Genomic DNA, 22012 nt, shown 5'->3' with positions numbered 1-22012 from the left:
GCATGTGACGCACCGAATGCCGCATTGGGTGCATGTGACGCACCGAATGCCGCATTGGGTGCATGTGACGCACCGAATGCCGCATTGGGTGCATGTGACGCACCGAATGCCGCATTGGGTGCATGCGACGCACCCAATGCCGCATTGGGGCGCGTCGCGGCGGGGTGGGCGGTCTGTGAAGGGCTCCTTGAGGGAATCTGATTCCGTGAAAGGGTCCCTCACGACCTGCGACGGGTCGTGAGGGCCACCCTGAGGGAATCAGATTCCCTGAGGGTGGCCCTCACGGACAGGGGGAGCGGGCTGGCGGCGGGATTGGTCCGGTTCGCCGTGTTGGTCGCTGATCGTGGCAAGTCAACGGGGGCAGTGCGGAGGCGCTGATCCTGCCGATCCGCGTGGCTGGCGGCACGATGGCCGGATGACCACAGTCGCATTCCTCGGCACCGGAATCATGGGCCGTCCGATGGCCGCCAATCTTGCTCGCGCTGGGGTGAGCGTGCGCGCTTGGAACCGCACGCTCGCGAAGGCTGAGCCGCTTGCCGCGGAGGGCGTCACGGTTGTCGAGACACCTGGCGAAGCGGTGAAGGGCGCCGACTTTCTGGTCACCATGCTCGCGGACGGGCCTGCGGTCGCGGAGGTGTTTCGCGGGCTTTCGCTGGAGCCGGGGACGATTTGGTTGCAGACCAGCACCGTCGGGGTCGAGTGGGCTGATCGGCTTGCGGAGGCGTCCGTCGCGGCTGGGGTTCCGTTCGTCGATTGTCCGGTGATGGGGACGAAGGGGCCCGCTGAGCAAGGGCAACTGCAGGTGCTCGCGGCTGGGCCGGACAACGTGCACGAAGGGGCTGCGGAGGTCTTCGACGCGATCGGTTCGAAGACTCGCTGGCTCGGCACTGAACCCGGCACGGCGACGCGGCTCAAGCTGGTGATGAACGCTTGGATTCTCGCGCTCACCAACGGCACCGGCGAGAGCCTCGCTCTGGCCCGCGTGCTCGGGGTGGACCCGCAGTTGTTCTTCGACGTCATGAGCGGCACGGGGTTCGACGTTCCTTACGCGCGGGCGAAGGGGCCGATGATGCTGTCCGGCGAGTACCCGGCGAGCTTCCCGGCCTCGCTCGCGGCGAAGGACGCGCGGCTCGTGGTGGAGGCTGCGGGACACGCGATCGACGTCGGCGGGGCGGCGGCCGCGTTGGCGCATCTCGAGAGCGCGGTCGAAGCGGGGCATGGCGAGGACGACATGGCGGCGGTGTACGAGGGGATCGTCAAGAAGGGGCATTGAGCAGCGACGCGACTCGGTCCACGCCGATGCCGGAGACGAGCAAGCGTTCCTTCGCGTTTCCCAGCAATCGTGCGGTCCACGGGGTGAAGCCGCCATCGCCTACTTCGGCTGGGCCGGTGCCGAAGTCCGCGGTGACGGTGAAGCAGAGGCCGAAGTAGTAATCGCGGCCGATGGCACGGTCTGAGGCGTCGGAGACCTCGACGTCCGGCAATGCGTCTTGCACTGAAGCGGCGAAGTCAGCGAAGCGGTTGTCCATTGTGGTCACTTGGAAGCCGGCGGCGTGGGCACCGGCGGCGCGTACCGCGGTGGTGAGGAATCGGGCGTGTTCCACCAGGTGTTCGCGTTCGAAGGCCAGGCTGCCGCGGTCGCGACCGGCGGTGACGGCGGCGAACAGGGAGAAGTGGGCGAAGAGTCCAGGGCCCGGAGGTTGGGCCCGGACGACGCGTTGCACGGTGGTGAGCCGCACTGGCGAGGAACCGGTGCGGCGGACTGCGGCTTCCAGCGCCAGACCGTTCGTCGGGTCCGCGGCGACTTCCGTGCCGCGGCCGGTCGGGACGACGCGGTGCTGGGCTAGTCCGGCCACTGTGGAGTGAGTGCCGAGCGGGGTCACCGGGGAGAGCGTGACCCGGTCGAATTCCGGCGGGGCAGCGGAAAGCAGGGCGTCTTCGACCCGGCGGAGCGCGTCGAAAGGCAGTGGCGCGGGCGTGGTGAACCGGTCCGCGCGGTAGCGGCGCAACACATCCGGTCCGCGCAGTTTCGCGGCTCGCCGCCGGGCTACTTCCAGTTGCAGCGTCGTCAGGTCCGCGCCGGGAAGCTCGGTGAGCACGTCGGCGGCTCGCCCGCCGGGTCCGGCGAGCACGCGGGGGAGCGGACCGCGTCCGTTCGAGGAGGCCATCACCTGAGGAGACCAGCCCGGGCCCGGCTTCGCGAACTGTTTTCCGGCAGCGGCGACTGCGCTGGGTGACCACTGCGGCGGGGGGTCCCCGCCGAGAAGCTCCGCAGGCGGTAACCTCACACCACCTAAGACCCCGCACCACCCGAGGAGGGCCCGTGTCGGCAGGGCAGATCGCCGCGCTGATCGCCGCAGGAGCTTTCGTACTGCTGGTCTTGCTGCTGGCGATCCCGCTGCTCAAGCTCGGCCGCACGCTGGACGAGGCGACGATCGCGATCCGCAAGGCGCACGAGAACAGCGACCCGATCCTGATCGGGGCCAACGAGACGATCACGCACGTCAACACCCAGCTCGAGCGCGTCGACGGGATCACCGCGAACGCGCAGGCGGTGAGCGGCAACGTTTCCGCGCTCTCGTCGGTGTTCACCGCGACGCTCGGCGGCCCGCTGGTGAAGACCGCCGCGCTGTCGTACGGGATCAGCAAGGCGATCCGCGCGCGCCGCAAGAAGCAGGAAGCGAAGGCGCAGCGCCCGGCCCGCCGGGGGAAGAAGTGAAGCGGCTGTTCTGGCTCGGGGTCGGGGTCGTCGCGGGAGTCGCGCTGAGCCGCAAGGCGAGCGAAACCGCTCGTCAGGCCACGCCTGCCGGGTTAGCATCGAACTTGGGCGACGCCGTGCGGGAACTCGCGGGCGCCGTCGGTTCGTTCGGCGCCGAGGTGCGCGCCGGGATGAACGAACGGGAACAGGAGCTGCACGACATGGTCGAGGAGCGGACCGCCGCCGTCACGCCGCCTTCGGGCGCGGGCCGGCACGCCGCACGTCGCCCCGCCCGGCGAGCTCGCCGGGCGGAGGGCTGATCTCCGCGCGCCTTCCGCCGCCTCCGACCCCCGTTTACTTCCCCGGCCGAAGCCGGGTCTTCAGCACAAGGACGTACCCGTGGACACACACGAGATCACCGACCGTTTCCTGCGCCACTTCGAAAGCCGGGGCCACACGCGCGTGCCGAGCGCCCCGCTGATCCTCGACGACCCGAACCTGCTGTTCGTCAACGCCGGCATGGTCCAGTTCAAGCCCTACTTCCTCGGCGAGGCCCCGCCGCCGTACCCGCGCGCGACCTCGGTGCAGAAGTGCGTGCGCACGCCGGACATCGACGAGGTCGGCAAGACCACCCGGCACAACACGTTCTTCCAGATGGCGGGCAACTTCTCGTTCGGCGACTACTTCAAGGAAGGCGCGATCGAGAACGCCTGGGAGCTGATCACCAAGTCCCAGGACGACGGCGGCTTCGGGCTCGACCCGGACCGGATCTGGGCGACCGTCTACGAGAAGGACAGCGAGGCGGCCGGGCTGTGGCGCAAGCTCACCGGCCTGCCCGGCGAGCGCATCCAGGTCCGCGACGGCAAGGACAACTACTGGGACATGGGCGTGCCCGGTCCCGGCGGCCCGTGCTCGGAGATCTACTACGACCGCGGTCCGGCGTACGGCCGTGAAGGCGGCCCGGTCGCCGACGAGGACCGCTACATCGAGATCTGGAACCTCGTCTTCATGCAGGACGTCCGCGGCGACCAGAGCCCGAAGCTGGGCCACCCGCCGATCGGCGAGCTGCCGAAGAAGAACATCGACACCGGCATGGGCGTCGAGCGCGTCGCGACGATCCTGCAGGGCGTCGAGAACGTGTACGAGACCGACCTGGTGCGCCCGGTGATCGGCCGCGCCGAGGAGTTTTCGGGCCGCCGCTACGGCGCCAACCACGCCGACGACGTGCGCTTCCGCGTCATCGCCGACCACGCGCGCACCGGCGTGCTGCTGATCGGCGACGGCGTCACCCCCGGCAACGACGGCCGCGGCTACGTGCTGCGCCGGCTGCTGCGCCGCATCGTGCGCTCCACGCGCCTGCTGGGCGTGCAGGAGCCGGTGCTGCAGGAGTTCGCGAAGGTCGTCAGCAAGACCATGGGCCCGACCTACCCCGAGCTGGTCAGCGGCTTCGACCGGATCTCCGAGGTCGTGCGCGTCGAGGAGGAGGCGTTCCTCGCCACCCTCACCAGCGGCTCGCGCATCTTCGACCTGGCCGCGGCCGAGACGAAGAAGGGCGGCGGCGACGTCCTCGCCGGCGACAAGGCGTTCCAGCTGCACGACACCTACGGCTTCCCGATCGACCTGACGCTGGAGATGGCCGCCGAACAGGGCCTGACGGTGGACGAGGCCGGGTTCCGCACCCTCATGGAGGAGCAGCGCAAGCGCGCGAAGGCGGACGCGGCGTCGCGCAAGAGCGGCCACGGCGACCTGTCCGAGTACCGCAAGGTGCTCGAACAGCACGGCGAAACCCAGTTCCTCGGCTACACCGAGCTGCAGGCGGACGCGAAGGTCGTCGGCCTGCTCGAGGACGGCCTGCCGGTGCGCAGCGTCGCCGCGGGCCGCAAGGCCGAGCTGGTGCTCGACCGCACCCCGTTCTACGCCGAGAGCGGCGGGCAGATCGCCGACACCGGCGTGCTGGTCGGCGACGGCGTCGAGCTGAAGGTGCTCGACGTGCAGAAGATCGTGCCGGGCCTGTTCGTGCACCGCGTCGAGGTCACCGAGGGCGAGGTCGCGCTCGACACCCGGCTCACCGGATCGGTGGACGCGAACCGCCGCCTGTCGATCGAGCGCTCGCACTCGGCCACGCACCTGGTGCACGCGGCGGTCCGCGGCGCGTACGGCAAGCGCGCGGCGCAGGCCGGTTCGCTCAACGCGCCGGGCCGGATGCGGTTCGACTTCACCACGCCGGGCGCGGTGTCGGCCGACATCCTCACCGAGGTCGAGCAGGAAGTGAACGACTACCTGCAGACCGACGTCGAGGTGCAGAGCTACACCACGACCAAGGACAAGGCGCTCGAGCTGGGCGCGGTCGCGCTGTTCGGCGAGAAGTACGGCAACGACGTCCGCGTCGTCGACATGGGCGAGTACTCGCGCGAGCTGTGCGGCGGCACGCACGTCGGCCGGATCGGCCAGCTCGGCCTGGTCAAGCTGGTGTCGGACGCGTCGGTCGGCTCCGGCGTGCACCGCGTCGAGGCGCTGGTTGGCCCGGACGCGCTCAAGCACGTGCGCAAGGAGCAGCTGCTCGTTTCGCAGCTGGCGAACACGTTCAAGGTGCCGTCGGACGAACTGCCCGGCCGGATCGAGGACGTGCTGTCCCGGCTGAAGAACGCCGAGAAGGAGATCGAGCAGCTGCGCACGCAGCAGGTGCTCGGCTCGGCGGGCGCGCTGCTGGACAAGGCGCAGGACGTCTCCGGCGTCTCGGTGGTCGCCGAGGTCGTGCCGGACGTCGACGGCAACGGCCTGCGCGCGCTCGCCTCCGACATCCGCGGCCGCCTCGGCGAACGCGCCGGTGTGGTCGCGCTGTTCGCGCCGTCGGGGGAGAAGGTGGCCTTCGTGGTCGCCACGACCTCCGCGGCGCGCGACAAGGGAATCGCGGCGGGCAAGCTCGTGCCGTCGTTCGCCGAGGCGATCGGCGGACGCGGCGGCGGCAAGCCGGACATGGCCCAAGGCGGCGGCAGCAACCCGGCCGGCGCGGAGCAGGCCGTCACGGCCCTGCGCGCGGCGGTCGCGAACCTTGGCCGCTAACTCCAGGAGAGGCCCGGATCGGCCCGGCGAGTCCGATCCGGGGCGGGGCAGGCGGCTCGCGGTCGATGTCGGGTCTGTCCGGGTGGGGGTCGCGCTGAGCGATCCCGCCCCCGTGCTCGCGAGCCCGCTCGTTACCCTCTCCCGTGATGCGAAGGACGACAGCGATCTGGACCGGCTTGCCGATCTCGTCACCGAACACGAGGTGGTCGAGGTGATCGTGGGCTTGCCGAGGACGCTGGCGAACCGGCAGGGCGCGGCCGCGGACATCGCGATCGCGTATGCGGAGCAGCTCGCCGGGCGCGTGGGGGACGTGCCCGTGCGGCTGGCAGACGAGCGGTTGACGACGGTCACCGCGTCGCGAATGCTGTCCCAGCGGGGGGTCAAGGGACGCAAGCAGCGCGCCGTGGTCGACCAGGCAGCGGCAGTCGAGATCCTGCAAGCCTGGCTCGACGCCGCCGCCGCGCACCGCGCCCGGAAAGGCGACTCATGACCGACCCCCGCGGCCCCGGCGACCCGGGCGGCCGCCGTCGGCTGCGCAACCCCGACACCCCGGATTTCCCGGACCCCGCGGCGGGTTCCGGCGCTCCGGGCGGGCGGCGCAGGCGGCGCGAGCCTGAAGACGAACTACCTCCTCGCCGTGCGCGCGGCGAGGTGCCGGAGGGCATGCCGCCGTCCGGCGAACGACGACGGCCTCAGCGTCCTCCCGCTCCGGAAGGCCGCCGACGCGCGCCCGAGGGTGCGCCTCGTCCGGCCGGCGAAGCGACCCGTCGGGTCGCGCCCGATGCGATGCCTCCCGCCGAGCCGCCGCGTCGCCCGGCCGCTGATGCGCCGCCGGCCCGGCGGCGGCGTCCGGCCCCGCCGCCGAAGCGGTCTACGGAGAACTGGGATCTGCCGCCGCACGCGGCCGACGACCTTCCGCGGGCCCGTCCGCGCCGGATAGCTCCGGGCGATGCACCGGTGAGCGGGAACGAAGTTTCGCCGGCGGACGCCGAGCCGCCAGCCGGTCGACGGCGTCGCCGCGAGGACGTTCCGCCGGTCGACGCCGAGCCTCCGGCAGGCCGTCGCCGTCTCGAGGACGCGCCGCCTCCTGCCGAGCCGCCCGCTGGGCGTCGCCGTCGTCGCGAGGACGTTCCGCCACCGGTCGAGGTCGAACCTCCGTCCGGCCGCCGTCGCCGGGATGACGTCGACGTGCCGGTGGAAGCCGTCGCGCCTGGCCGTCGCCGGGCGCCGGACCTGCCACCCCCGCCTCCGGCCCGGCGCGCGCCCGCTCCGCCGCCGGACGGCTCCATGCCGCGCGATCCGAGGTTCGCGGACACCTCGATGCCGCCGGACCCGCGCTTCGCCGAGGCCTCGATGCCGCGCGATCCCCGGTTCGCCGACGCGTCGATGCCGCCGGATCCCCGGTTCGCCGAGGCGTCCATGCCGCGCGACCCGCGTTTCGCGGACGCGTCGATGCCGCGCGATCCGCGCAACCAGCCGCCGCGCCGGCAGCCGGTCGAGCAGCCCACCGAAGTGATCCCGACCGTGCCCGCCGCGCACGAGCCGGAGCACCCGGACGACCAGCAGCCGATCGACGGCCTCTTCGAGGACGAGTACGACGAATACGGCGAGTACGAGGACTACGACGAGGAATACGACGGCTACGACGAGGACGGCTACCCCGAAGACGCGGCCGAGCCGCCGGTCGAGGAGCCGCCCGCGAAGAAGCCGCGCAAGAGGAAGCGCAAGCGCGCGATCGGCTGGATCGCCGCGGTGCTCGTGCTCGTCCTGCTCAGCGGCGGCGCCTATTTCGGGTACCAGAAGATCTTCGGCTACGCGGACTTCGACGGTTCCGGCGAAGGCGACGCGCTCGTGCAGGTCGAACAGGGCGACACGACGTCCGCGATCGGCGCGAAGCTCACCGACGCGGGCGTGGTCGCGAGTTCCCGGGCGTTCGTGAAGGCGGGCGCGGAGAACACCGCGCTCAGCAAGATCCAGCAGGGCTACTACCTGCTGCGTCAGCACATGTCAGGCGAGGAAGCGGTCGACCTCATCACCTCGCCGGCCGCGCGCGTCGGGCGGCTGGAAATCCGGCCGTACACGCAGTTCGACGACATCACGCAGCCCGACGGCAAGGTCACGCCGGGGGTGTACAGCCTGATGTCGAAGGCCTCATGCGCGACCTTGAGCGGCAAGAGCACCTGCATTCCGGTCGATCAGCTGCGCAAGACCGTCGCCGACGCCGACCTCAAGGCACTCGGCGCGCCCGAGTGGGCGCTGGCCGACGCGGGCAAGGCGCTGAGCAAGGACAAACGCCTGGAAGGCCTGATCGCGCCCGGCGTCTACGACGTGAAACCCGGCTGGAGCGCGACCGAGCTGATCACCGACCTGGTGAAGCAGTCGGCCGATTCGATCCAGGCGGCCGGGCTCACCGCGCAGAACACCGGGCCGGGAATGTCGCCGTACCAGACGCTGATCATCGCGTCGCTCATCGAGCGCGAGGCGATCAAGCCGGACTTCGGCAAGATCTCGCGGGTGATCTACAACCGGATCGCGCAGCGCATCCGGCTGCAGCTGGACTCCACGGTCAACTACGTGCTGGACCGCCCGACGCTGCTCACCAAACCCGAGGACCGGGCGAAGGCGGGACCGTACAACACCTACGCCAACTACGGTCTCCCGCCGACGCCGATCGCGGTGCCCAGCATGGACGCGATCAAGGCCGCGGTCAGCCCGACTCCCGGCGACTGGGCGTACTTCGTGAAATGCGAGAAGGACGGGCATTCCTGCTTCGCGGTCACGAACGACCAGCACAACGAGAACAGGCACTTGGCAGAGCAGCGTGGCGTCATCTAGTGACCGGCCGCGCCGCGCGGCGGTGCTGGGCAAGCCGGTGGCGCATTCGCTGTCGCCGGTGCTGCACCGCGCGGCGTTCGCGGCGCTGGGCCTGGACGGCTGGACATACGACCGGGTCGAGACAGACGCCGCCGGGCTGCCCGGTTTCGTCGACGGTCTCGGCCCGGAGTGGGTCGGCCTTTCGGTCACCATGCCGGGCAAACGGGCCGCGCTCGACCACGCCGCCGAGGTCACCCCGCGCGCGGCCGCGGTCGGTGCGGCGAACACGCTCGTGCGCCGGCCGGACGGCTGGCTCGCCGACTGCACGGACGTCGACGGGGTAACCGGAGCGCTGCGCTACGCCGGTGGTTACTCGCCTTCTCCGAGCGACCAGGCGGTGGTGCTCGGCGCGGGCGGGACGGCTGCGGCCGCAGTGGTCGGATTGGCCGCACTGGGCGTCACGACGGTGCGGCTGGTGGTGCGGGAACCGGCACGGGCTGCGGAAACCGTGGACGCGGCGAAGCGCGCGGGCTTGACCGCGGACGTGCTGCGATGGTCCGAAGTGGACTTCGCGGAGCTGGCGGACACCACGGCGGTGCTGGTCAACACGGTTCCGCCGGACGCGGTCGCGCCGCACGTCGCGGAGCTGTCCCGGATCGGCGGCGTGCTCGACGTGATCTACCACCCGTGGCCGACGCCGCTGGCCGAAGCCGTCGAACGACGCGGGGGACGGCTCGCGACCGGGCTGGACATGTTGCTGCACCAGGCATTCGGGCAAGCGGAGCAGTTCACCGGGCAACCGGCTCCGCGCGAGGAAATGCGGGCGGCGCTGCGCGAGGCGAGCGGAAACATTCTGCCGCTGCCGATTTCCTGATATCCTGGTGGGCTGTTTTCCACCAGCATCAGGGGGATTCACTGTGACCAGGCAACAGTTCGGCGAGGACGAAATCCAGGCGGCGTGGGTCGGCGAGGCGCCGAAACTCGGCACCACCGTCACCCTCGCCGAGTACGACCCGGAATGGCCGCGGCTCTACGACATCGAGGCGGCGCGGATCCGCGCCGCGCTCGGGGAACGCGTGCTGCTGCTCGAACACGTCGGCTCCACCTCGGTGCCGGGGCTCGCCGCGAAGCCGATCGTCGACATTCTGCTCGAAGTGCCCGATTCGGACGACGAGGCGGCGTATGTGCCCGACCTCGAAGCGGCGGGCTACCGGCTGGTGATCCGCGAACCGGAGTGGGAGAAGCACCGCTGCTTCAAGGGCCCGGACACGAACGTCAACCTGCACGTCCATTCGCCGGGCAACGGGCAGACCGAGCGGTATCTGCTTTTCCGCGACCGGCTGCGCAGCCATCCCGAGGAGCTGGCGCTGTACCTGGCGAAGAAACGCGAACTCGCCGCACAGGTGTGGGAGTACGTGCAGAATTACGCCGACGCGAAAAACGATGTGATCGACGAGATCATCGAGCGGGCGCGCAACGCCTGACCCTCGGGTTACGGTGGGCGGCATGAAGATCGCGATCCTCGACGACTATCAGAACGTGGCTCTCCAGTGCGCTGATTGGGAGCCGCTCGGGGCGGAGATCGAGGTGTTCAGCGCGCCGTTCGCCGGGCCGGACGAGACGGTCGAGCGGCTGGCCGGGTTCGACGTCGTGGTCGCGATGCGCGAGCGCACGCCGTTCCCGGCCGCGGTGTTCGACCGGCTGCCCGCGCTGAAACTGCTGGTCAGCACCGGTCGGCGGAACGCGGCGATCGATCTGGACGCGGCGAAGCGGTGCGGCGTCGTCGTTTCCGCGACCGGAGCGCTGGCCGCACCGACGGTGGAACACGCGTGGGCGCTCATCCTGGCCGGTGCGCGCAATCTGCCCTTGGAGTTCCGGTCGATGCGCGAGGGCGGCTGGCAGGTCGGGCTCGGGACGGCGTTGCGGGACAAGACGCTCGGCCTGCTCGGGCTCGGCAGGCTGGGTGCCGAGGTCGCGCGGATCGGCCAGGCGTTCGGGATGAAACCGATTGCGTGGAGCCAGAATCTCACCCCGGAGCGGGCTGCGGAGCACGGCGTGACGGCGGTGTCCAAAGAGGACTTGTTCGCGAGGGCGGATGTGTTGTCGGTCCACTTGGTCCTGTCCGAGCGCACCCGGGGTCTGGTCGGTGCGGCCGAATTCGCCGCGATGAAGCCGTCCGCGTTGTTGGTGAACACCTCGCGCGGGCCGATCGTGGACGAGACGGCGCTGCTGGATGCGTTGCGCAGCAGTAAGATCGCCGCGGCCGCGCTGGATGTCTACGACGTCGAACCGCTGCCCTCGGACCATCCGCTGCGGGCGCTGGACAACGCGATCCTGACTCCGCACATCGGTTACGTGAGCCGGGAGACGTACGAGATCTTCTACGGCGGCGCGGTGGAGGACATCGCCGCGTTCCAGGCGGGCGAGCCGATCAACGTGCTGAACTAGGGGAACGGCCGGACCTGCGGCGGGTAGACCGTCCCGTCCGGAGGCGCGGTCAGATCCGTGAAATACCGTGCCATCGCGGCGGAAGCGGCCGTGCTGGGCACGTCGAGCGTCGTGTGCCCGGCGCCGTCCACCACGACGACGCGGCCGTCGCCGAGTTCCCGTGCGGTGGCTTGTGCGTTGGCGAGCGGGGTGACCGGGTCGTTCCGGTTGGCCAGGATCAGGATCGGATGCTGCCGCGACCGGTTCCACGGTCCGAGGTAGCGGTCCTCGTCCCGCGCGGGCCAGCCGACGCACTGCGCCATCGAAAACACCGGTGCCGCCCCGAAGTACGGCTGGCGTTTCGCTTCAGCCGCAGCGAGTTCGGGGTACGAGGCGGTGTCCTGCGGGAGTTCGCTGTCCAGGCACTGCACGGCGAGAAAGCCGGGCGAATGCGTCGGTACGCGCGGGTCGAGCACCGGCGCGGGGGAGACCGGCGTCGACGGCACGAGCCCGGCGAGCGTCTTCGCCAGCCGCGGCCACCGGGACGATTGATACAGCGCCCGGTCGATGGTCTCCATCAGCGACGACACCGTCATTCCGCCGACCGGACCGTGCGTCAGCCGGGCGAAGACCGAGGCGAATTTCTGTTTCAGATCGCCGCCCGCGAACGCGCATTTGCCCGGGCCTGCCGCGTCGCAGGCGGCGAAGAACGCTTCGAGTTCCTGCTGCTGAGCCGTCGCGACGTCGGCGCGCACGTCGACCGGTTTGTGCTGCTGACCAGGCTGTCCGGTGGCGTTCGCGACGAGGTCGAGCGTCCCGTCGAGGACCATCGCGCGCAGCTTGCCGGGGAACAGGTTCGCGTAGGTGCCGCCGAGATACGTGCCGTACGAATAGCCGTAGAAGTTCAATTGCTGCTCGCCGAGCGACTGCCGAAGCAAATCCATGTCCCGTGCGACATTCGCGGTCGACAGATGCGACAGCTCGGCACCCGTCGCCGCACACGCCTTGCCGACGGCCGCGCTCGCAGCCCAGAACGCGGCGCTGTCGCGCAACGGAGAACCGGCCACGGGCGGCGTTCCCGGGCACTGCACCGGGGCGCTGCCGCCGATCCCGCGCGGGTCGAAGCTCACCAGATCGAACTTGGCTCGCAGCTCGTCCGGATACCGCGGACCGAACCGCATCAGCTCGCCGACGCCGTCGGTGCCCGGGCCGCCGAAGTTGATGACCAGCGACCCGACGCGGTGCGCGGGATCGGTGGCAGGCATGCGAATCACCGAGAGATTCAGCTTCGCGCCGCCCGGCTCGCGATAGCTCAACGGAACCGGCGCGGTCGCGCATTGGAAACCGCCGTGGCACGGCGCCCAGCCGAGCTTGGGCGCCGTGGCGCCGTTGGTGCCCAACGGAAGCGGAGCGTCCGGCGCGGGCAATGCTTGCGGCGCTTGGGTTTGCGCGGCCGGTGCGGAACAACTCGCGACGAGCAGGAGAGCAGCTAGCGCTGGCCAGAGTCTCACGCGGAGAGTTCCGCCAGCACGGCGTCGGTGAACGGCGGCCAGACCTGCGCGGCCCACGGACCGAACGACCGGTCGGCGAGCCCGACGCAGGCGTGGCCCGCCTCCGGGTCCACCCACAGGAAAGTCCCGGACTGCCCGAAGTGGCCGAACGTGCGCGGCGAGCTGTTCGCGCCCGTCCAGTGCGGGCTCTTGTGGTCGCGAATTTCGAAGCCGAGACCCCAGTCGTTCGGCTTCTGGTGCCCGAAGCCCGGCAGGACGCCGTTCAGCCCGGGGAATGCGATTTCGGTGGCCGCGCTGAGGGTTTCCGGCGCGAGCAGCTTAGGCGCCTGCAGCTCCGCGGCGAACCGCAACAGATCGTCCAATGTAGACACCGCACCTGCGGCAGGGGAGCCGTCGAGGTGGGTCGACGTCATGCCGAGCGGCTCGAACAGCCCTTCACGCTGATACTCGGCGAACTCGATGCCGGAGTGCTCGGCCAGCGCGTCGGCGAGTTCCTCGAACCCGGCGTTGGAGTACAGCCGGCGCGTGCCGGGTTCGGCCATCGCCTTGTGCGCGTCGAAGGCGAGCCCGGAGGTGTGCGCGAGCAGATGCGCGACGGTGGATCCCTCCGGTCCGGCAGGCGTGTCCAGTTCGACGACGCCCTCTTCGATCGCGATGTGCGCGGTGTAGGCGGTGAGCAGCTTCGTGACCGACGCGAGCCGGAACGGCCGGGCCGGGTCGCCGTGGCGCCCGCGCACCTCGCCGGAAGCGGAGACCACCCCGGCCGCGGCGTTGTCCACGGGCCATTCGTCGATCAGGCGCAGACTCTCCATGCCCGCCAGCGTAATAGGACCTGCTCGACGGCTGTTTCCGAGTGCCCTGACGCAACGAACCGTGCGGGGCGCCGGAAGTTCCGGCGCCCCGCACGGTTCGTGTTTTCCCCGTGGAGCGGTATCGCTACTGAGCGTCGAGGTCGGTGGCGACCAGCTCGGCGACGGCCTCGACCGCCGCCTCGGCACCGTCGCCCTCGGCGCTGATGACGACCTCGTCGCCGTACGCGGCGGCGAGGGTCATCAGGTTGAGGACGCTGCCGGCGGCCACCGGTTCGCCGCCGTCCTTGGCGATCTGCACCGCCACGGGCTGGGCCGCGGCCGCCTTGGCGACCAGTGCGGCCGGGCGGGCGTGCAGCCCCACCTTGCTGGCCACGGTGACGCGTTTCTCCGGCATGGTGTACCTCTCTTGCTTTTCTCGGGTGTTACTTCGCGGCCGTGCGCTCGAGGTCGCCCTCGATCGAGTCGTCCTCGCGGCCCGGCGTGCGCAGGTTGAACTTGGTGATCACGACGCGGAACACGACGTAGTAGATCACGGCGAACACGAGGCCGATCGGGATCAGCAGCCACGCCTTGTGCGCGGTGTCCAGCGACGAGTTCAGCGCGAAGTCGATCGCGCCGCCGGAGAACGAGAAGCCGAGGCGAATGCCCAGCGCGCTGCAGACCGCCAGCGAGATGCCGGTCATCACCGCGTGGAAGATGTACAGCGGCCACGCGACGAACATGAACGCGAACTCGATCGGCTCGGTGACACCGGTGATGAACGCGGTCAGCGCCGCCGAGATCATGATGGAGGCGACCAGCTTGCGCTGCGCGGGACGCGCGGTGTGCACGATGGCGAACGCCGCGGCGGGCAGCGCGAACATCATGATCGGGAAGAAACCGGTCATGAACGCGCCCGAGCCGTCCACGTGGTGGAAGAAGTTGTTCAGGTCGCCGCCGCCGAAGATGAACCACACCGGGACGTTCAGCAGCTGGTGCAGGCCGACCGGGATGAGCAGGCGGTTCAGCAGGCCGTAGACGCCGCTGCCGATCTCCGGCGAGCCCATGACCGCCTTGCCGGCGGAGGTGATGCCCTGGTCGACGTACTTGAACAGCAGGCCGAAAATGACGCCGAGGATGATCATCGCGAGCGAGGTGATGATCGGCACGAACCGGCGGCCGCCGAAGAAGGCCAGCCAGGACGGCAGCTTGATCCGGTGGTAGCGCTGCCAGAGCAGCGCGGCCACGATGCCGGTCACGATGCCGGTCAGCACGCTGTAGGGCCAGTGGATCGGCGCGAGGTCCCAGCCCTTCTTGTAGCCCTGCTGGTCGCTGATCGGGGCGATCGCCTGGATCACCTTGTTGAACACGACCCAGCCGATGACCGCGGCGACGGCGGTCGACCCGTCGCCCTTGCGGGCGAAGCCGACCGCGATGCCGATCGCGAAGATCAGCGGCAGCCAGTCGAAGATGCCGCCGCCCGCCGCGCCGATCACGTCGGCGGCCTTGCCCCAGTTGAGGCCGTCCTTGCCGAGGACGTCGTCCTGGCCGAGGCGGTTCAGGATGCCTGCTGCGGGCAGGGTCGCGATCGGCAGCATGAGGCTGCGGCCGAAGCGCTGCAGCCCGGCAAGGCCGCCGCCCTTCTTCTTCCCGCTGGCCCCAGCCGCGGTGGTGGCGCTCATCGGATACCTCCATTGTGGGGTTGGTCGCCGGAACCCGGGGAGTTCCGGTCCAGCTGCATGGTCACCTGGTAGTGGTCGCCCCGGTACCAGGACGTCATGTCCTCGACCGGTTCGCCGCCGGAGCTGGAGACCCGGCGGAACACCAGGAGCGGACTGCCGGTGCGCATGCCGAGCAAGCGCGCCGTCTCGCGGTCCGCGGATTCGGCCCACACCGTCTGGTACGCCTGGTCCGGCCGGCGCGAGAACGCGTCGGCGAGCTGGGCGTACAGCGAACGGGTCAGGTCGAGGTCGAGCAGGCCGGGGGTCCGGCCCGCGTGGTACCAGCCGCGTTCCACGGCCAGCGGAACGCCGTCGGCGCGCCGCAGCCGCACGAGCCGGTGCGCCGCCACGCCCTCGGACAGGCCGAGTGCGTGCGCCGAAGTCACCGGCGGGACCTCGGTCGAGGTCGAGATCACTTCGGTGGTCGGGGTGAGCCCGCGCCGGCGCATGTCGTCGGTGAACGACATCAGGTACACCTGCAGTTCCATCCGCCGGGCGGCGGTGAAGGTGCCCTTGCCCCTGACCCGGGCCAGCAGTCCTTCCTCGACGAGCTTCCCGATCGCCGAGCGGACGGTGAGCCTCGAAACGCCGTAGTGCTGGGCGAGCTCGCGCTCGGACGGGATCGGCGAGCCCGGCGGGAGCTCGCGCTCCACCAGGCGGCGCAGGATCTCCCGCAGCTGGGCGTGCTTCGGGGTCGGCCCGTTCACCACGCGCTCGGCGGGGTCGGACGGCGGAATGTGCGCGGCCGCACTCATCTCGGTGTCACCCTCCCTCGCTTCGCGCACCGGGGCCGGTGCTCGCGTCCGCGCCGGAAGATTGGTACGTTCCGGTCTAGACCAATGATCTGATGGGGCAGGATGCTCCGCAGCGCGAGCAGGTGTCAACCACCGTTATCCGTTCGTGGCCGGGCTCGCTCGGCAAGGCGGCAAACGGCGTAGTAATGGTGGCGGAGCGCACCTGTTCCGAGTGGAAAACCAACGGGATACGAGGAGGCCGCGATGGCGGATGACAGGCCGGAAAAGATTCTCGCGGCGCTCGGCGGCGCGGACAACGTCATCGAGATCGAGGGCTGCATCACGCGGCTGCGGTGCGAGCTCGAGGACATGTCCCTCGTGGACGAACCCGCGCTGAAGTCGGCCGGTGCGATGGGCGTCGTGAAGATGGGCTCGGCGGTCCAGGTCATCGTCGGGCCGGAGGCGGACACCATCGCCAGCGACATCGAGGACTTGATGTGAGCCTGCCGATCCTGAGCCCGGTCGCGGGCGAGGTCGTCGCGATCACCGAGGTGCCCGACCCGGTGTTCGCCGAGGCGATGGTGGGCCCTGGCATCGCGGTGAAGCCGTCCGGCGGTCGCGCCGACGCGGTCGCCCCGGTGGACGGGACCGTGGTGACGCTGCACCCGCACGCGTACGTCGTGGCCACTGAGGACGGCCGCGCGGTGCTCGTGCATCTCGGCATCGACACCGTCAAGGAAAAGGGCGAGGGGTTCACCCTGCACGTCGTCAAGGGCGAGAAGGTGCGGGCGGGCCAGCCGATCGTGGGCTGGGACCCCGAGGCGGTCGCCGCGAAGGGCTACTCGCCGATCGTCCCGGTCGTCGGCCTCGACGCGTCCGCGGACGTGCTCGCCGGCCTCGAAGGCGGGCGCACGGTCGCCGCCGGCGACGAGCTTTTCACCTGGAACGATTGATCACCGGAGCCCTTTGTGGACAGTGAATGTCCACAAAGGGCGATCCCGGTCACGCGGTGACGATCTCGCTGTTCTCGATCTTCACGGCCACTTTGGACAGCGGCTGGCTCGCCGGCCCCTGCTTCACCGCGCCGGTCAGCGCGTCGAACACCGAACCGTGGCACGGACAGGCCGCCTGGCCGTTCTGCGGCGGGTTCACCGTGCAGCCCTGGTGCGTGCAGACGGCGCTGAAACACGCGACCGTCCCCGCCGACGGCTGTGCCACGAGCACCTCCTGCCCGTCCGGCGTTTTCGCGGATTTCGCTTGGCCCACCGGCACTTCCGCCAGCGAGATCACCTTCCCGCCCGCCTTCGGCGCGGCCTGTCCGGTCCCGCTGTCGCCGCTCGAGCAAGCGGTGAGAGCGACGGCGGCGGTCCCTGCGACGGCCGCCCCGGAGACGAGTACGGAGCGGCGGGAGTGAAGTTCGGCAGTCATGCCCTGTGCAACGAATCGGGACGGCTCAGGGTGCCGGTGAACCGTCGCGGTCGCCCGTGCGTGTAGTCCGTATCCGGCATTCCGCACGGAAGGAGACGCCCATGTTGACCACCTGGATGCGAGTGCTGGGCGCGGCGGGCCTGGCCGGCTCGGCAGCGATCCACTTCTACCTGTACTGGGGCAGCGGCTACGCGGACATCCCGGTGGTCGGGCCGCTCTTCCTGGTGAACGGCATCGCCGGTTTGGCGATCGCCGTCGCGCTTCTCGCCTGGCGGCACTGGCTGCCCGCGTTCTTCACGCTGGGCTTCGGCGGCGTGACGCTGCTGGCCTACCTGCTGTCGGTGACGGTGGGCTTCTACGGCGTGCACGACCAGTTCAACAGCCAGTACGAGTACTGGGGCGTGATCACCGAAGCGGTGTGCGTGATCTGCGGCCTGGTGCTGCTGGTGCAGGCGATCCGCGCGCGGCGGACGGCTCAGAACGCGTAGCGGTGCACCTTCTCCGGGTGGATGACGACCCGGACCTGGGGGAGGTCCTGCAGGATTTTCGCGCCGGCCTGGCCTTCCGGGGTGCTGAGGTCCCAATACCGGTCAGCGAGCCTGCGCGCGAGCTCGTGCCCGCCGTCGGCCTCGATCGTGACTCGCCCGGCGACAGACACCCAGCGTTCCGGTTCCCCGACCGGCGCCGCGACGACGATCGACGCGCGCGGGTCCTCGTCGAGCTGGCGGATCTTGGCCGAGTCCGGGGCGGTGAACAGCTGGATCGTGCCTTCGCCGGTGGCCTCGAACCACACCGGCCGAGGCTGCGGCGGCTGCGGCCCGGCGGCGACGGTCAGGAAGCCGTGCAGAGGACGGCGGAGGAACTCGAGATCGTGGTCGGTGAGGGTGCTCATGACAGGGATTCAACCGGGCTCGCTCGGACGATCCCATAGGTGAGAAGCCGGATCGCCTGTCCATTCGTCTAACCTCGGGTGAGTGGACGCGTTCAGCGATTTGATCCGCGGGGTCCGGGCGCACGGCTCGTTGTTCGGCTGCACGGCCCTGTCGGCGCCGTGGTCGCTGCGCTTCGTGGACAGTGCCCCGCTGACCCTGTGCACGCTGCTGAACGGCGAAGGCTGGATCGTGCCGGAAGGCCATCCGCCGGAGCTGCTGCGCGCCCGCGAGACCATCCTGGTGCGCGGCCCGTTCTCCTTCGTGGACAGCCTGGACACCTCCGCCACCCCGGTCGAATGCGGCGAGTTCTGCGCCACTCCCGACCAAGGCGGCACCCAGCACCACCTCGGCTGGAACGATCCGTTCCACGGCGAAACCAACCTGATCGTCGGCGCGTACCCGGTCCGGAGCCGCGGCCGGATGTCCGCTTTGCTGGACGCGCTGCCGGTAGTCGTCCGGCCGCCTTCCTCGGCCGAGGAAGACCCCGTCCTGCACCACCTGGCAGCCGAACTGGCCGTCGACGCGCCCGGACAGCAGATCGTCCTGGACCGCCTCCTGGACTGGATGCTGGTCTGCATCCTGCGCGACTGGTTCGACCGTCCCGGCGGCTCGCCTCCGCGTTGGTGGGCGGCGCAACGGGACCCGGTGGTGGGCGCGTGTTTGCGCTTGCTGCACGCGGATCCGGCAGCGCCGTGGACGGTCGTCACGCTGGCCGCCCGGACCGGGGTGTCGCGGTCCACTTTGGCCAAGCGCTTCGCGGATCTGGTGGGGGAGCCGCCGATGACGTACCTGACCCGCTGGCGGATGACCCTCGCCGCGGACCTCCTGACGGAACAGCCCTCGATGCCGATCGCGGAGGTGGCCCGCTTGGTGGGGTACTCGGACGCGTTCGGGTTCAGCTCGGCATTCAAGCGGGTGCGCGGGGTCAATCCGACTGAGCACCGCCGGGCTTTTCTTGCTGAGGACGGGGTTCTGGCTTCTTCTCGCGGCTGAAGCGGCTTCTGCTCGACGCTGAAGCTGCCTCCGCAGCACGGCAGCACGGCAGCACCGCAGCACGTCGGCCGGTCGGGCCGGTCGGGCCGGTCGGGCCGGTCGGGCCGGTCGGCGCAGCGTCGCCGACGAATCCGAGCACTGCGCCGTTTTTGCCTCCGTCGAGTGAACCTTCCGGCGTGTCGCGCACGAGGGGTCCCCTCGCACCCCGATCTGTTTGCCCTGGTCCAAGCCCCGGCAGCAGGCTTGGCCGCATGGTCCTGACAGCAGTGCTGGCAGCCGGGGCGGTGGTCCCCGTGCTGCTGGTGATGATGAAGAAAGCCGACGCCCCGATACCCGCCGTGCTCGCGTTGACGGTCGCCGCCGCGGCAGCCACAGTGGCCGCCGCACGTGCCGACGCAGGCGCACTCCCGGCTTGGTGGCTGCCAGTCGCGTGGCTGGTTTCGGTGCTAGGCGTACCCCTCGCGCTAGCCGATGCCCGGCACCGCCGCCTCCCGGACATCCTCACCCTGCCCGCTTATCCCGCTGTCGCCCTGACAATCACGCTCGCCACCCTCAGCGGCGGAGGATGGCGGTTGGCCGCCGGAGCCGCCCTGGGATGCCTGCTGTTCGGCGGCACACACCTGATCGTCCACCGCTTGTCAGCGGGCGGTCTCGGTCCCGGAGACGTCAAACTGGCCGGATCTTTCGGCGCCGTACTGGGCGCGGTCGGCGGACTGGCCCCGGCTGTGGCGGCCGTCCTCGCGGCAATGGTGAGCTTGGCGGCCGTGGCGCCGATGTGGCTGATGCGCCGGATCCGCCAATTCCGAGAGTCTCGGGCTTCTACCCGCCCACCATCCCATCAACCCGGCCCGAAGATGCCCACCCCGAACCAACTCGACATCCCGCCTCGGGCGACTGATCCCGCCCAGTCGCCCAGGCCAACAGCAGCTGCCTCATCAGCAACCGACCCCGCCCCAACTCCATCGACCGACCCCGCCAGCTCCCGAATCCGCGCCGGCCCCCTCCGCGTCCCCTACGGCCCGGGCCTGGTTCTGGCCACCTGGGCGTGCGCGGTTTTCCCAGCCGCTGGAACGGGCATCACCTGAGGCCAGGGGCTCTGCCAGGCCGCTGGACAGGCCGTGACAGGATTGTCAGGTGCTGCGCTGGATCACCGCTGGAGAATCGCACGGACCCGCCCTCGCCGCTGTGCTCGAGGGGCTGCCTGCCGGGGTGGAGGTGACGACCTCGGACCTCTCCGCGCAGCTCGCGCGGCGCCGGCTCGGGTTCGGCCGCAGCCCGCGGATGGGCTTCGAGACCGACCAGGTCCAGTTCCTCGGCGGGGTCCGGCACGGGGTCAGCCAGGGCGGCCCGATCGCCGTCCAGATCGAGAACGCCGAGTGGCCCAAGTGGGAGAAGGTCATGGCGGCCGACCCGGTCGACGAGGCCGAGCTCGCCGGGCTCGCCCGCAACGAGCCGCTGACCCGGCCCCGCCCGGGGCACGCCGACCTGCCCGGCATGCAGAAGTACGGCTTCGACGAGGCCCGTCCCGTCCTCGAGCGCGCCAGCGCCCGCGAGACGGCTTCGCGGACCGCGCTCGGCACTGTCGCGCGGAACTTCCTGCGGCAGTTGCTCGGGGCCGAGGTGCTGAGCCACGTCGTCTCGATCGGCGGCGCCGACGCGCCCGACGGCCCGCTTCCGCAGCCGGGCGACCTCGCGGCGATCGACGAGAGCCCGGTGCGGGCGTTCTCGGCCGAGGGGACCGAGGCGATGATCGCCGAGGTCGACGCGGTGCGGAAGGCCGGCGACACCGTCGGCGGCGTGATCGAGGTGATCGTCTACGGCCTGCCGCCGGGCCTCGGCTCGCACGTGCACTGGGACCGGCGTCTCGACGCGCGGCTCGCCGGCGCGCTCATGGGCGTGCAGGCGATGAAGGGCGTCGAGGTCGGCGACGGCTTCACCACCGCCCGCCGCTGGGGCAGCCAGGCGCACGACGAGATCGACCGCGGCACCGGACCGGTCGGCGTCACGCGCCGGTCGAACCGCGCGGGCGGGCTCGAAGGCGGCATCACCAACGGCGAGCCGCTGCGGGTGCGCGTCGCGATGAAGCCGATCTCGACCGTGCCCAAGGCACTGTCCACAGTGGACGTCCGGACCGGCGAGCCCGCCGTCGCGATCCACCAGCGCTCCGACGTGTGCGCCGTGCCGCGCGCCGGCGTGGTGCTGGAGTCGGTCGTGGCGCTGGTCGTCGCGGACGCGGCGCTGGAGAAGTTCGGCGGCGACTCGCTGGCCGAGTCCCGGCGCAACGCGCAGGCGTACTTGAAGGCGCTCGAGGAGCGCTGGTGAGCCCGCGCGCGGTCGTCGTCGGGCCGCCGGGCTCCGGCAAGAGCACGGTCGGCCCGCTGCTGGCCGCCGCGCTCGGCGTGACCTTCCGCGACACCGACGACGACATCGTCGCCCGCGCCGGACGCGCCATCTCGGACATCTTCGCCGACGACGGCGAGCCGGCGTTCCGCGCGATCGAGGAAGAAGCGGTCGCCACGGCCCTCGCCGAACACGACGGCGTGCTCTCCCTCGGCGGCGGCGCCCCGCTCACCCCGGGCACCCGCGCACGGCTCCAGGACCACACGGTGGTCTTCCTGAACGTCGGCCTCGCCGCGGGCGTCCAGCGCACCGGGATGTCCAGCGCCCGCCCGCTGCTCGCCGGCATCAACCCGCGCGCGACCTTCAAAGCCCTGCTCGACCGGCGGCTGCCGGTGTACCGCGAGGTGGCGACCGTCGAGATCGAGACCGACAAGCGAACGCCCGAAGAGGTCGTCGCGGCCGCCGTCGCCGCCCTCGAACCCGACCGGGTCCGCGAACCGTGACCCGCCGCCGGCCGCCCGCGCCCGCTCAAGTCTGTGAGGGGAACCCCGAGGGACTCT

23 protein-coding genes and 1 pseudogene are annotated in these 22012 nt (G+C 70.7%); 16 read left to right on the top strand and 8 right to left on the bottom strand.

Going from position 1 to position 22012, the window contains the following annotated elements; all coding sequences use genetic code 11:
- The first annotated feature begins 415 nt into the window (after positions 1–415).
- The gene (locus tag ACWDNU_RS31315) at positions 416–1273 is read left to right on the top strand and encodes an NAD(P)-dependent oxidoreductase (RefSeq protein WP_449671522.1); all 858 of its coding nucleotides are present in this window, start codon (positions 416–418) and stop codon (positions 1271–1273) included.
- Here the strand turns inward: ACWDNU_RS31315 and ACWDNU_RS31310 are convergent.
- A complete protein-coding gene (locus tag ACWDNU_RS31310; protein WP_370938800.1) occupies positions 1257–2168 on the bottom strand; it encodes a hypothetical protein in 912 nt (303 codons plus the stop codon). The genes ACWDNU_RS31315 and ACWDNU_RS31310 overlap by 17 nt on opposite strands.
- A 155-nt stretch (positions 2169–2323) precedes the next feature.
- Here ACWDNU_RS31310 and ACWDNU_RS31305 point away from each other — a divergent pair, with 155 nt between their 5' ends.
- The 8 genes and pseudogenes from ACWDNU_RS31305 (at position 2324) to ACWDNU_RS31270 (ending at position 11023) form a co-directional block, all read left to right on the top strand.
- Positions 2324–2719, top strand: a complete 396-nt coding sequence (locus ACWDNU_RS31305; protein ID WP_406629516.1) for a DUF948 domain-containing protein — start codon at positions 2324–2326, stop codon at positions 2717–2719.
- Positions 2716–3018 (top strand): hypothetical protein, encoded by a 303-nt coding sequence (locus ACWDNU_RS31300; protein WP_370938798.1) that lies wholly within the window; start codon positions 2716–2718, stop codon positions 3016–3018. Before ACWDNU_RS31305 ends, ACWDNU_RS31300 begins: the two co-directional genes overlap by 4 nt.
- Before the next feature lie 79 nt (positions 3019–3097).
- Complete coding sequence (gene alaS / locus ACWDNU_RS31295; protein WP_449671521.1) at positions 3098–5761, top strand: alanine--tRNA ligase; 2664 nt, start codon at positions 3098–3100, stop codon at positions 5759–5761.
- Positions 5751–6251 carry a Holliday junction resolvase RuvX gene (gene ruvX, locus ACWDNU_RS31290; protein WP_370938796.1) on the top strand — a complete coding sequence of 167 codons (501 nt, stop codon included), beginning with the start codon at positions 5751–5753 and terminating at the stop codon, positions 6249–6251. Before alaS ends, ruvX begins: the two co-directional genes overlap by 11 nt.
- Positions 6248–8596: an endolytic transglycosylase MltG gene (gene mltG / locus ACWDNU_RS31285; protein WP_449671520.1), complete on the top strand. Its 2349-nt coding sequence runs from the start codon at positions 6248–6250 to the stop codon at positions 8594–8596. The genes ruvX and mltG overlap by 4 nt, the downstream gene beginning before the upstream one ends.
- Positions 8583–9449 carry a shikimate dehydrogenase gene (locus ACWDNU_RS31280; RefSeq protein ID WP_449671519.1) on the top strand — a complete coding sequence of 289 codons (867 nt, stop codon included), beginning with the start codon at positions 8583–8585 and terminating at the stop codon, positions 9447–9449. The genes mltG and ACWDNU_RS31280 overlap by 14 nt, the downstream gene beginning before the upstream one ends.
- A gap of 43 nt (positions 9450–9492) precedes the next feature.
- Positions 9493–10056: pseudogene (locus ACWDNU_RS31275) on the top strand (GrpB family protein); the annotation flags it as partial.
- 25 nt (positions 10057–10081) lie between these two features.
- Positions 10082–11023 carry a D-2-hydroxyacid dehydrogenase family protein gene (locus ACWDNU_RS31270; RefSeq protein ID WP_449671518.1) on the top strand — a complete coding sequence of 314 codons (942 nt, stop codon included), beginning with the start codon at positions 10082–10084 and terminating at the stop codon, positions 11021–11023.
- On the opposite strand, the gene ACWDNU_RS31265 is transcribed toward ACWDNU_RS31270, so the two are convergent.
- From ACWDNU_RS31265 to ACWDNU_RS31245, 5 genes are all read right to left on the bottom strand, one after another.
- On the bottom strand, positions 11020–12513 hold the full coding sequence (locus ACWDNU_RS31265) for an alpha/beta hydrolase (RefSeq protein ID WP_449671517.1): 1494 nt from the start codon (positions 12511–12513) through the stop codon (positions 11020–11022). The two genes, ACWDNU_RS31270 and ACWDNU_RS31265, sit on opposite strands and share 4 nt — an antisense overlap.
- The gene (locus tag ACWDNU_RS31260; protein WP_449671516.1) at positions 12510–13325 is read right to left on the bottom strand and encodes a serine hydrolase domain-containing protein; all 816 of its coding nucleotides are present in this window, start codon (positions 13323–13325) and stop codon (positions 12510–12512) included. Before ACWDNU_RS31260 ends, ACWDNU_RS31265 begins: the two co-directional genes overlap by 4 nt.
- Before the next feature lie 124 nt (positions 13326–13449).
- Positions 13450–13719 (bottom strand): HPr family phosphocarrier protein, encoded by a 270-nt coding sequence (locus ACWDNU_RS31255; protein ID WP_033291653.1) that lies wholly within the window; start codon positions 13717–13719, stop codon positions 13450–13452.
- Between the two features lie 28 nt (positions 13720–13747).
- On the bottom strand, positions 13748–14986 hold the full coding sequence (locus ACWDNU_RS31250; protein ID WP_370938790.1) for a PTS transporter subunit EIIC: 1239 nt from the start codon (positions 14984–14986) through the stop codon (positions 13748–13750).
- A complete protein-coding gene (locus ACWDNU_RS31245) occupies positions 14983–15780 on the bottom strand; it encodes a GntR family transcriptional regulator (RefSeq protein ID WP_370938789.1) in 798 nt (265 codons plus the stop codon). Before ACWDNU_RS31245 ends, ACWDNU_RS31250 begins: the two co-directional genes overlap by 4 nt.
- A 243-nt stretch (positions 15781–16023) precedes the next feature.
- On the opposite strand from ACWDNU_RS31245, the gene ACWDNU_RS31240 reads away from it, so the two are divergent.
- Together ACWDNU_RS31240 and ACWDNU_RS31235 are read left to right on the top strand one after the other, a co-directional pair.
- Positions 16024–16260 carry a PTS glucose/sucrose transporter subunit IIB gene (locus ACWDNU_RS31240; protein ID WP_344267364.1) on the top strand — a complete coding sequence of 79 codons (237 nt, stop codon included), beginning with the start codon at positions 16024–16026 and terminating at the stop codon, positions 16258–16260.
- Positions 16257–16712: a PTS sugar transporter subunit IIA gene (locus ACWDNU_RS31235; protein ID WP_037818962.1), complete on the top strand. Its 456-nt coding sequence runs from the start codon at positions 16257–16259 to the stop codon at positions 16710–16712. Before ACWDNU_RS31240 ends, ACWDNU_RS31235 begins: the two co-directional genes overlap by 4 nt.
- A 49-nt stretch (positions 16713–16761) precedes the next feature.
- Here ACWDNU_RS31235 and ACWDNU_RS31230 read toward each other — a convergent pair whose 3' ends face one another.
- A complete protein-coding gene (locus ACWDNU_RS31230) occupies positions 16762–17187 on the bottom strand; it encodes a Rieske (2Fe-2S) protein (RefSeq protein ID WP_449671515.1) in 426 nt (141 codons plus the stop codon).
- A 101-nt stretch (positions 17188–17288) separates the two neighbouring features.
- Between ACWDNU_RS31230 and ACWDNU_RS31225 the strand changes: the two genes are divergently transcribed.
- Entirely contained in the window at positions 17289–17675 is a 387-nt protein-coding gene (locus tag ACWDNU_RS31225; protein ID WP_449671514.1) for a hypothetical protein, read from the top strand.
- Here the strand turns inward: ACWDNU_RS31225 and ACWDNU_RS31220 are convergent.
- The gene (locus tag ACWDNU_RS31220; protein WP_449671513.1) at positions 17663–18079 is read right to left on the bottom strand and encodes a pyridoxamine 5'-phosphate oxidase family protein; all 417 of its coding nucleotides are present in this window, start codon (positions 18077–18079) and stop codon (positions 17663–17665) included. The two genes, ACWDNU_RS31225 and ACWDNU_RS31220, sit on opposite strands and share 13 nt — an antisense overlap.
- A gap of 82 nt (positions 18080–18161) precedes the next feature.
- Here ACWDNU_RS31220 and ACWDNU_RS31215 point away from each other — a divergent pair, with 82 nt between their 5' ends.
- The 4 genes from ACWDNU_RS31215 (at position 18162) to ACWDNU_RS31200 (ending at position 21955) form a co-directional block, all read left to right on the top strand.
- Positions 18162–19112 (top strand): AraC family transcriptional regulator, encoded by a 951-nt coding sequence (locus tag ACWDNU_RS31215; protein WP_449671512.1) that lies wholly within the window; start codon positions 18162–18164, stop codon positions 19110–19112.
- 251 nt (positions 19113–19363) lie between these two features.
- A complete protein-coding gene (locus tag ACWDNU_RS31210) occupies positions 19364–20197 on the top strand; it encodes a prepilin peptidase (protein ID WP_449671511.1) in 834 nt (277 codons plus the stop codon).
- 49 nt (positions 20198–20246) lie between these two features.
- Positions 20247–21434: a chorismate synthase gene (gene aroC / locus ACWDNU_RS31205; RefSeq protein ID WP_370938783.1), complete on the top strand. Its 1188-nt coding sequence runs from the start codon at positions 20247–20249 to the stop codon at positions 21432–21434.
- Entirely contained in the window at positions 21431–21955 is a 525-nt protein-coding gene (locus tag ACWDNU_RS31200; RefSeq protein WP_370938782.1) for a shikimate kinase, read from the top strand. The genes aroC and ACWDNU_RS31200 overlap by 4 nt, the downstream gene beginning before the upstream one ends.
- Positions 21956–22012: the final 57 nt, after the last annotated feature.

The organism is Amycolatopsis sp. NPDC003676 (assembly GCF_053587275.1).
Note: the sequence above shows the minus strand (reverse complement) of the source record. Positions and strands in the feature narration are given on the sequence as shown.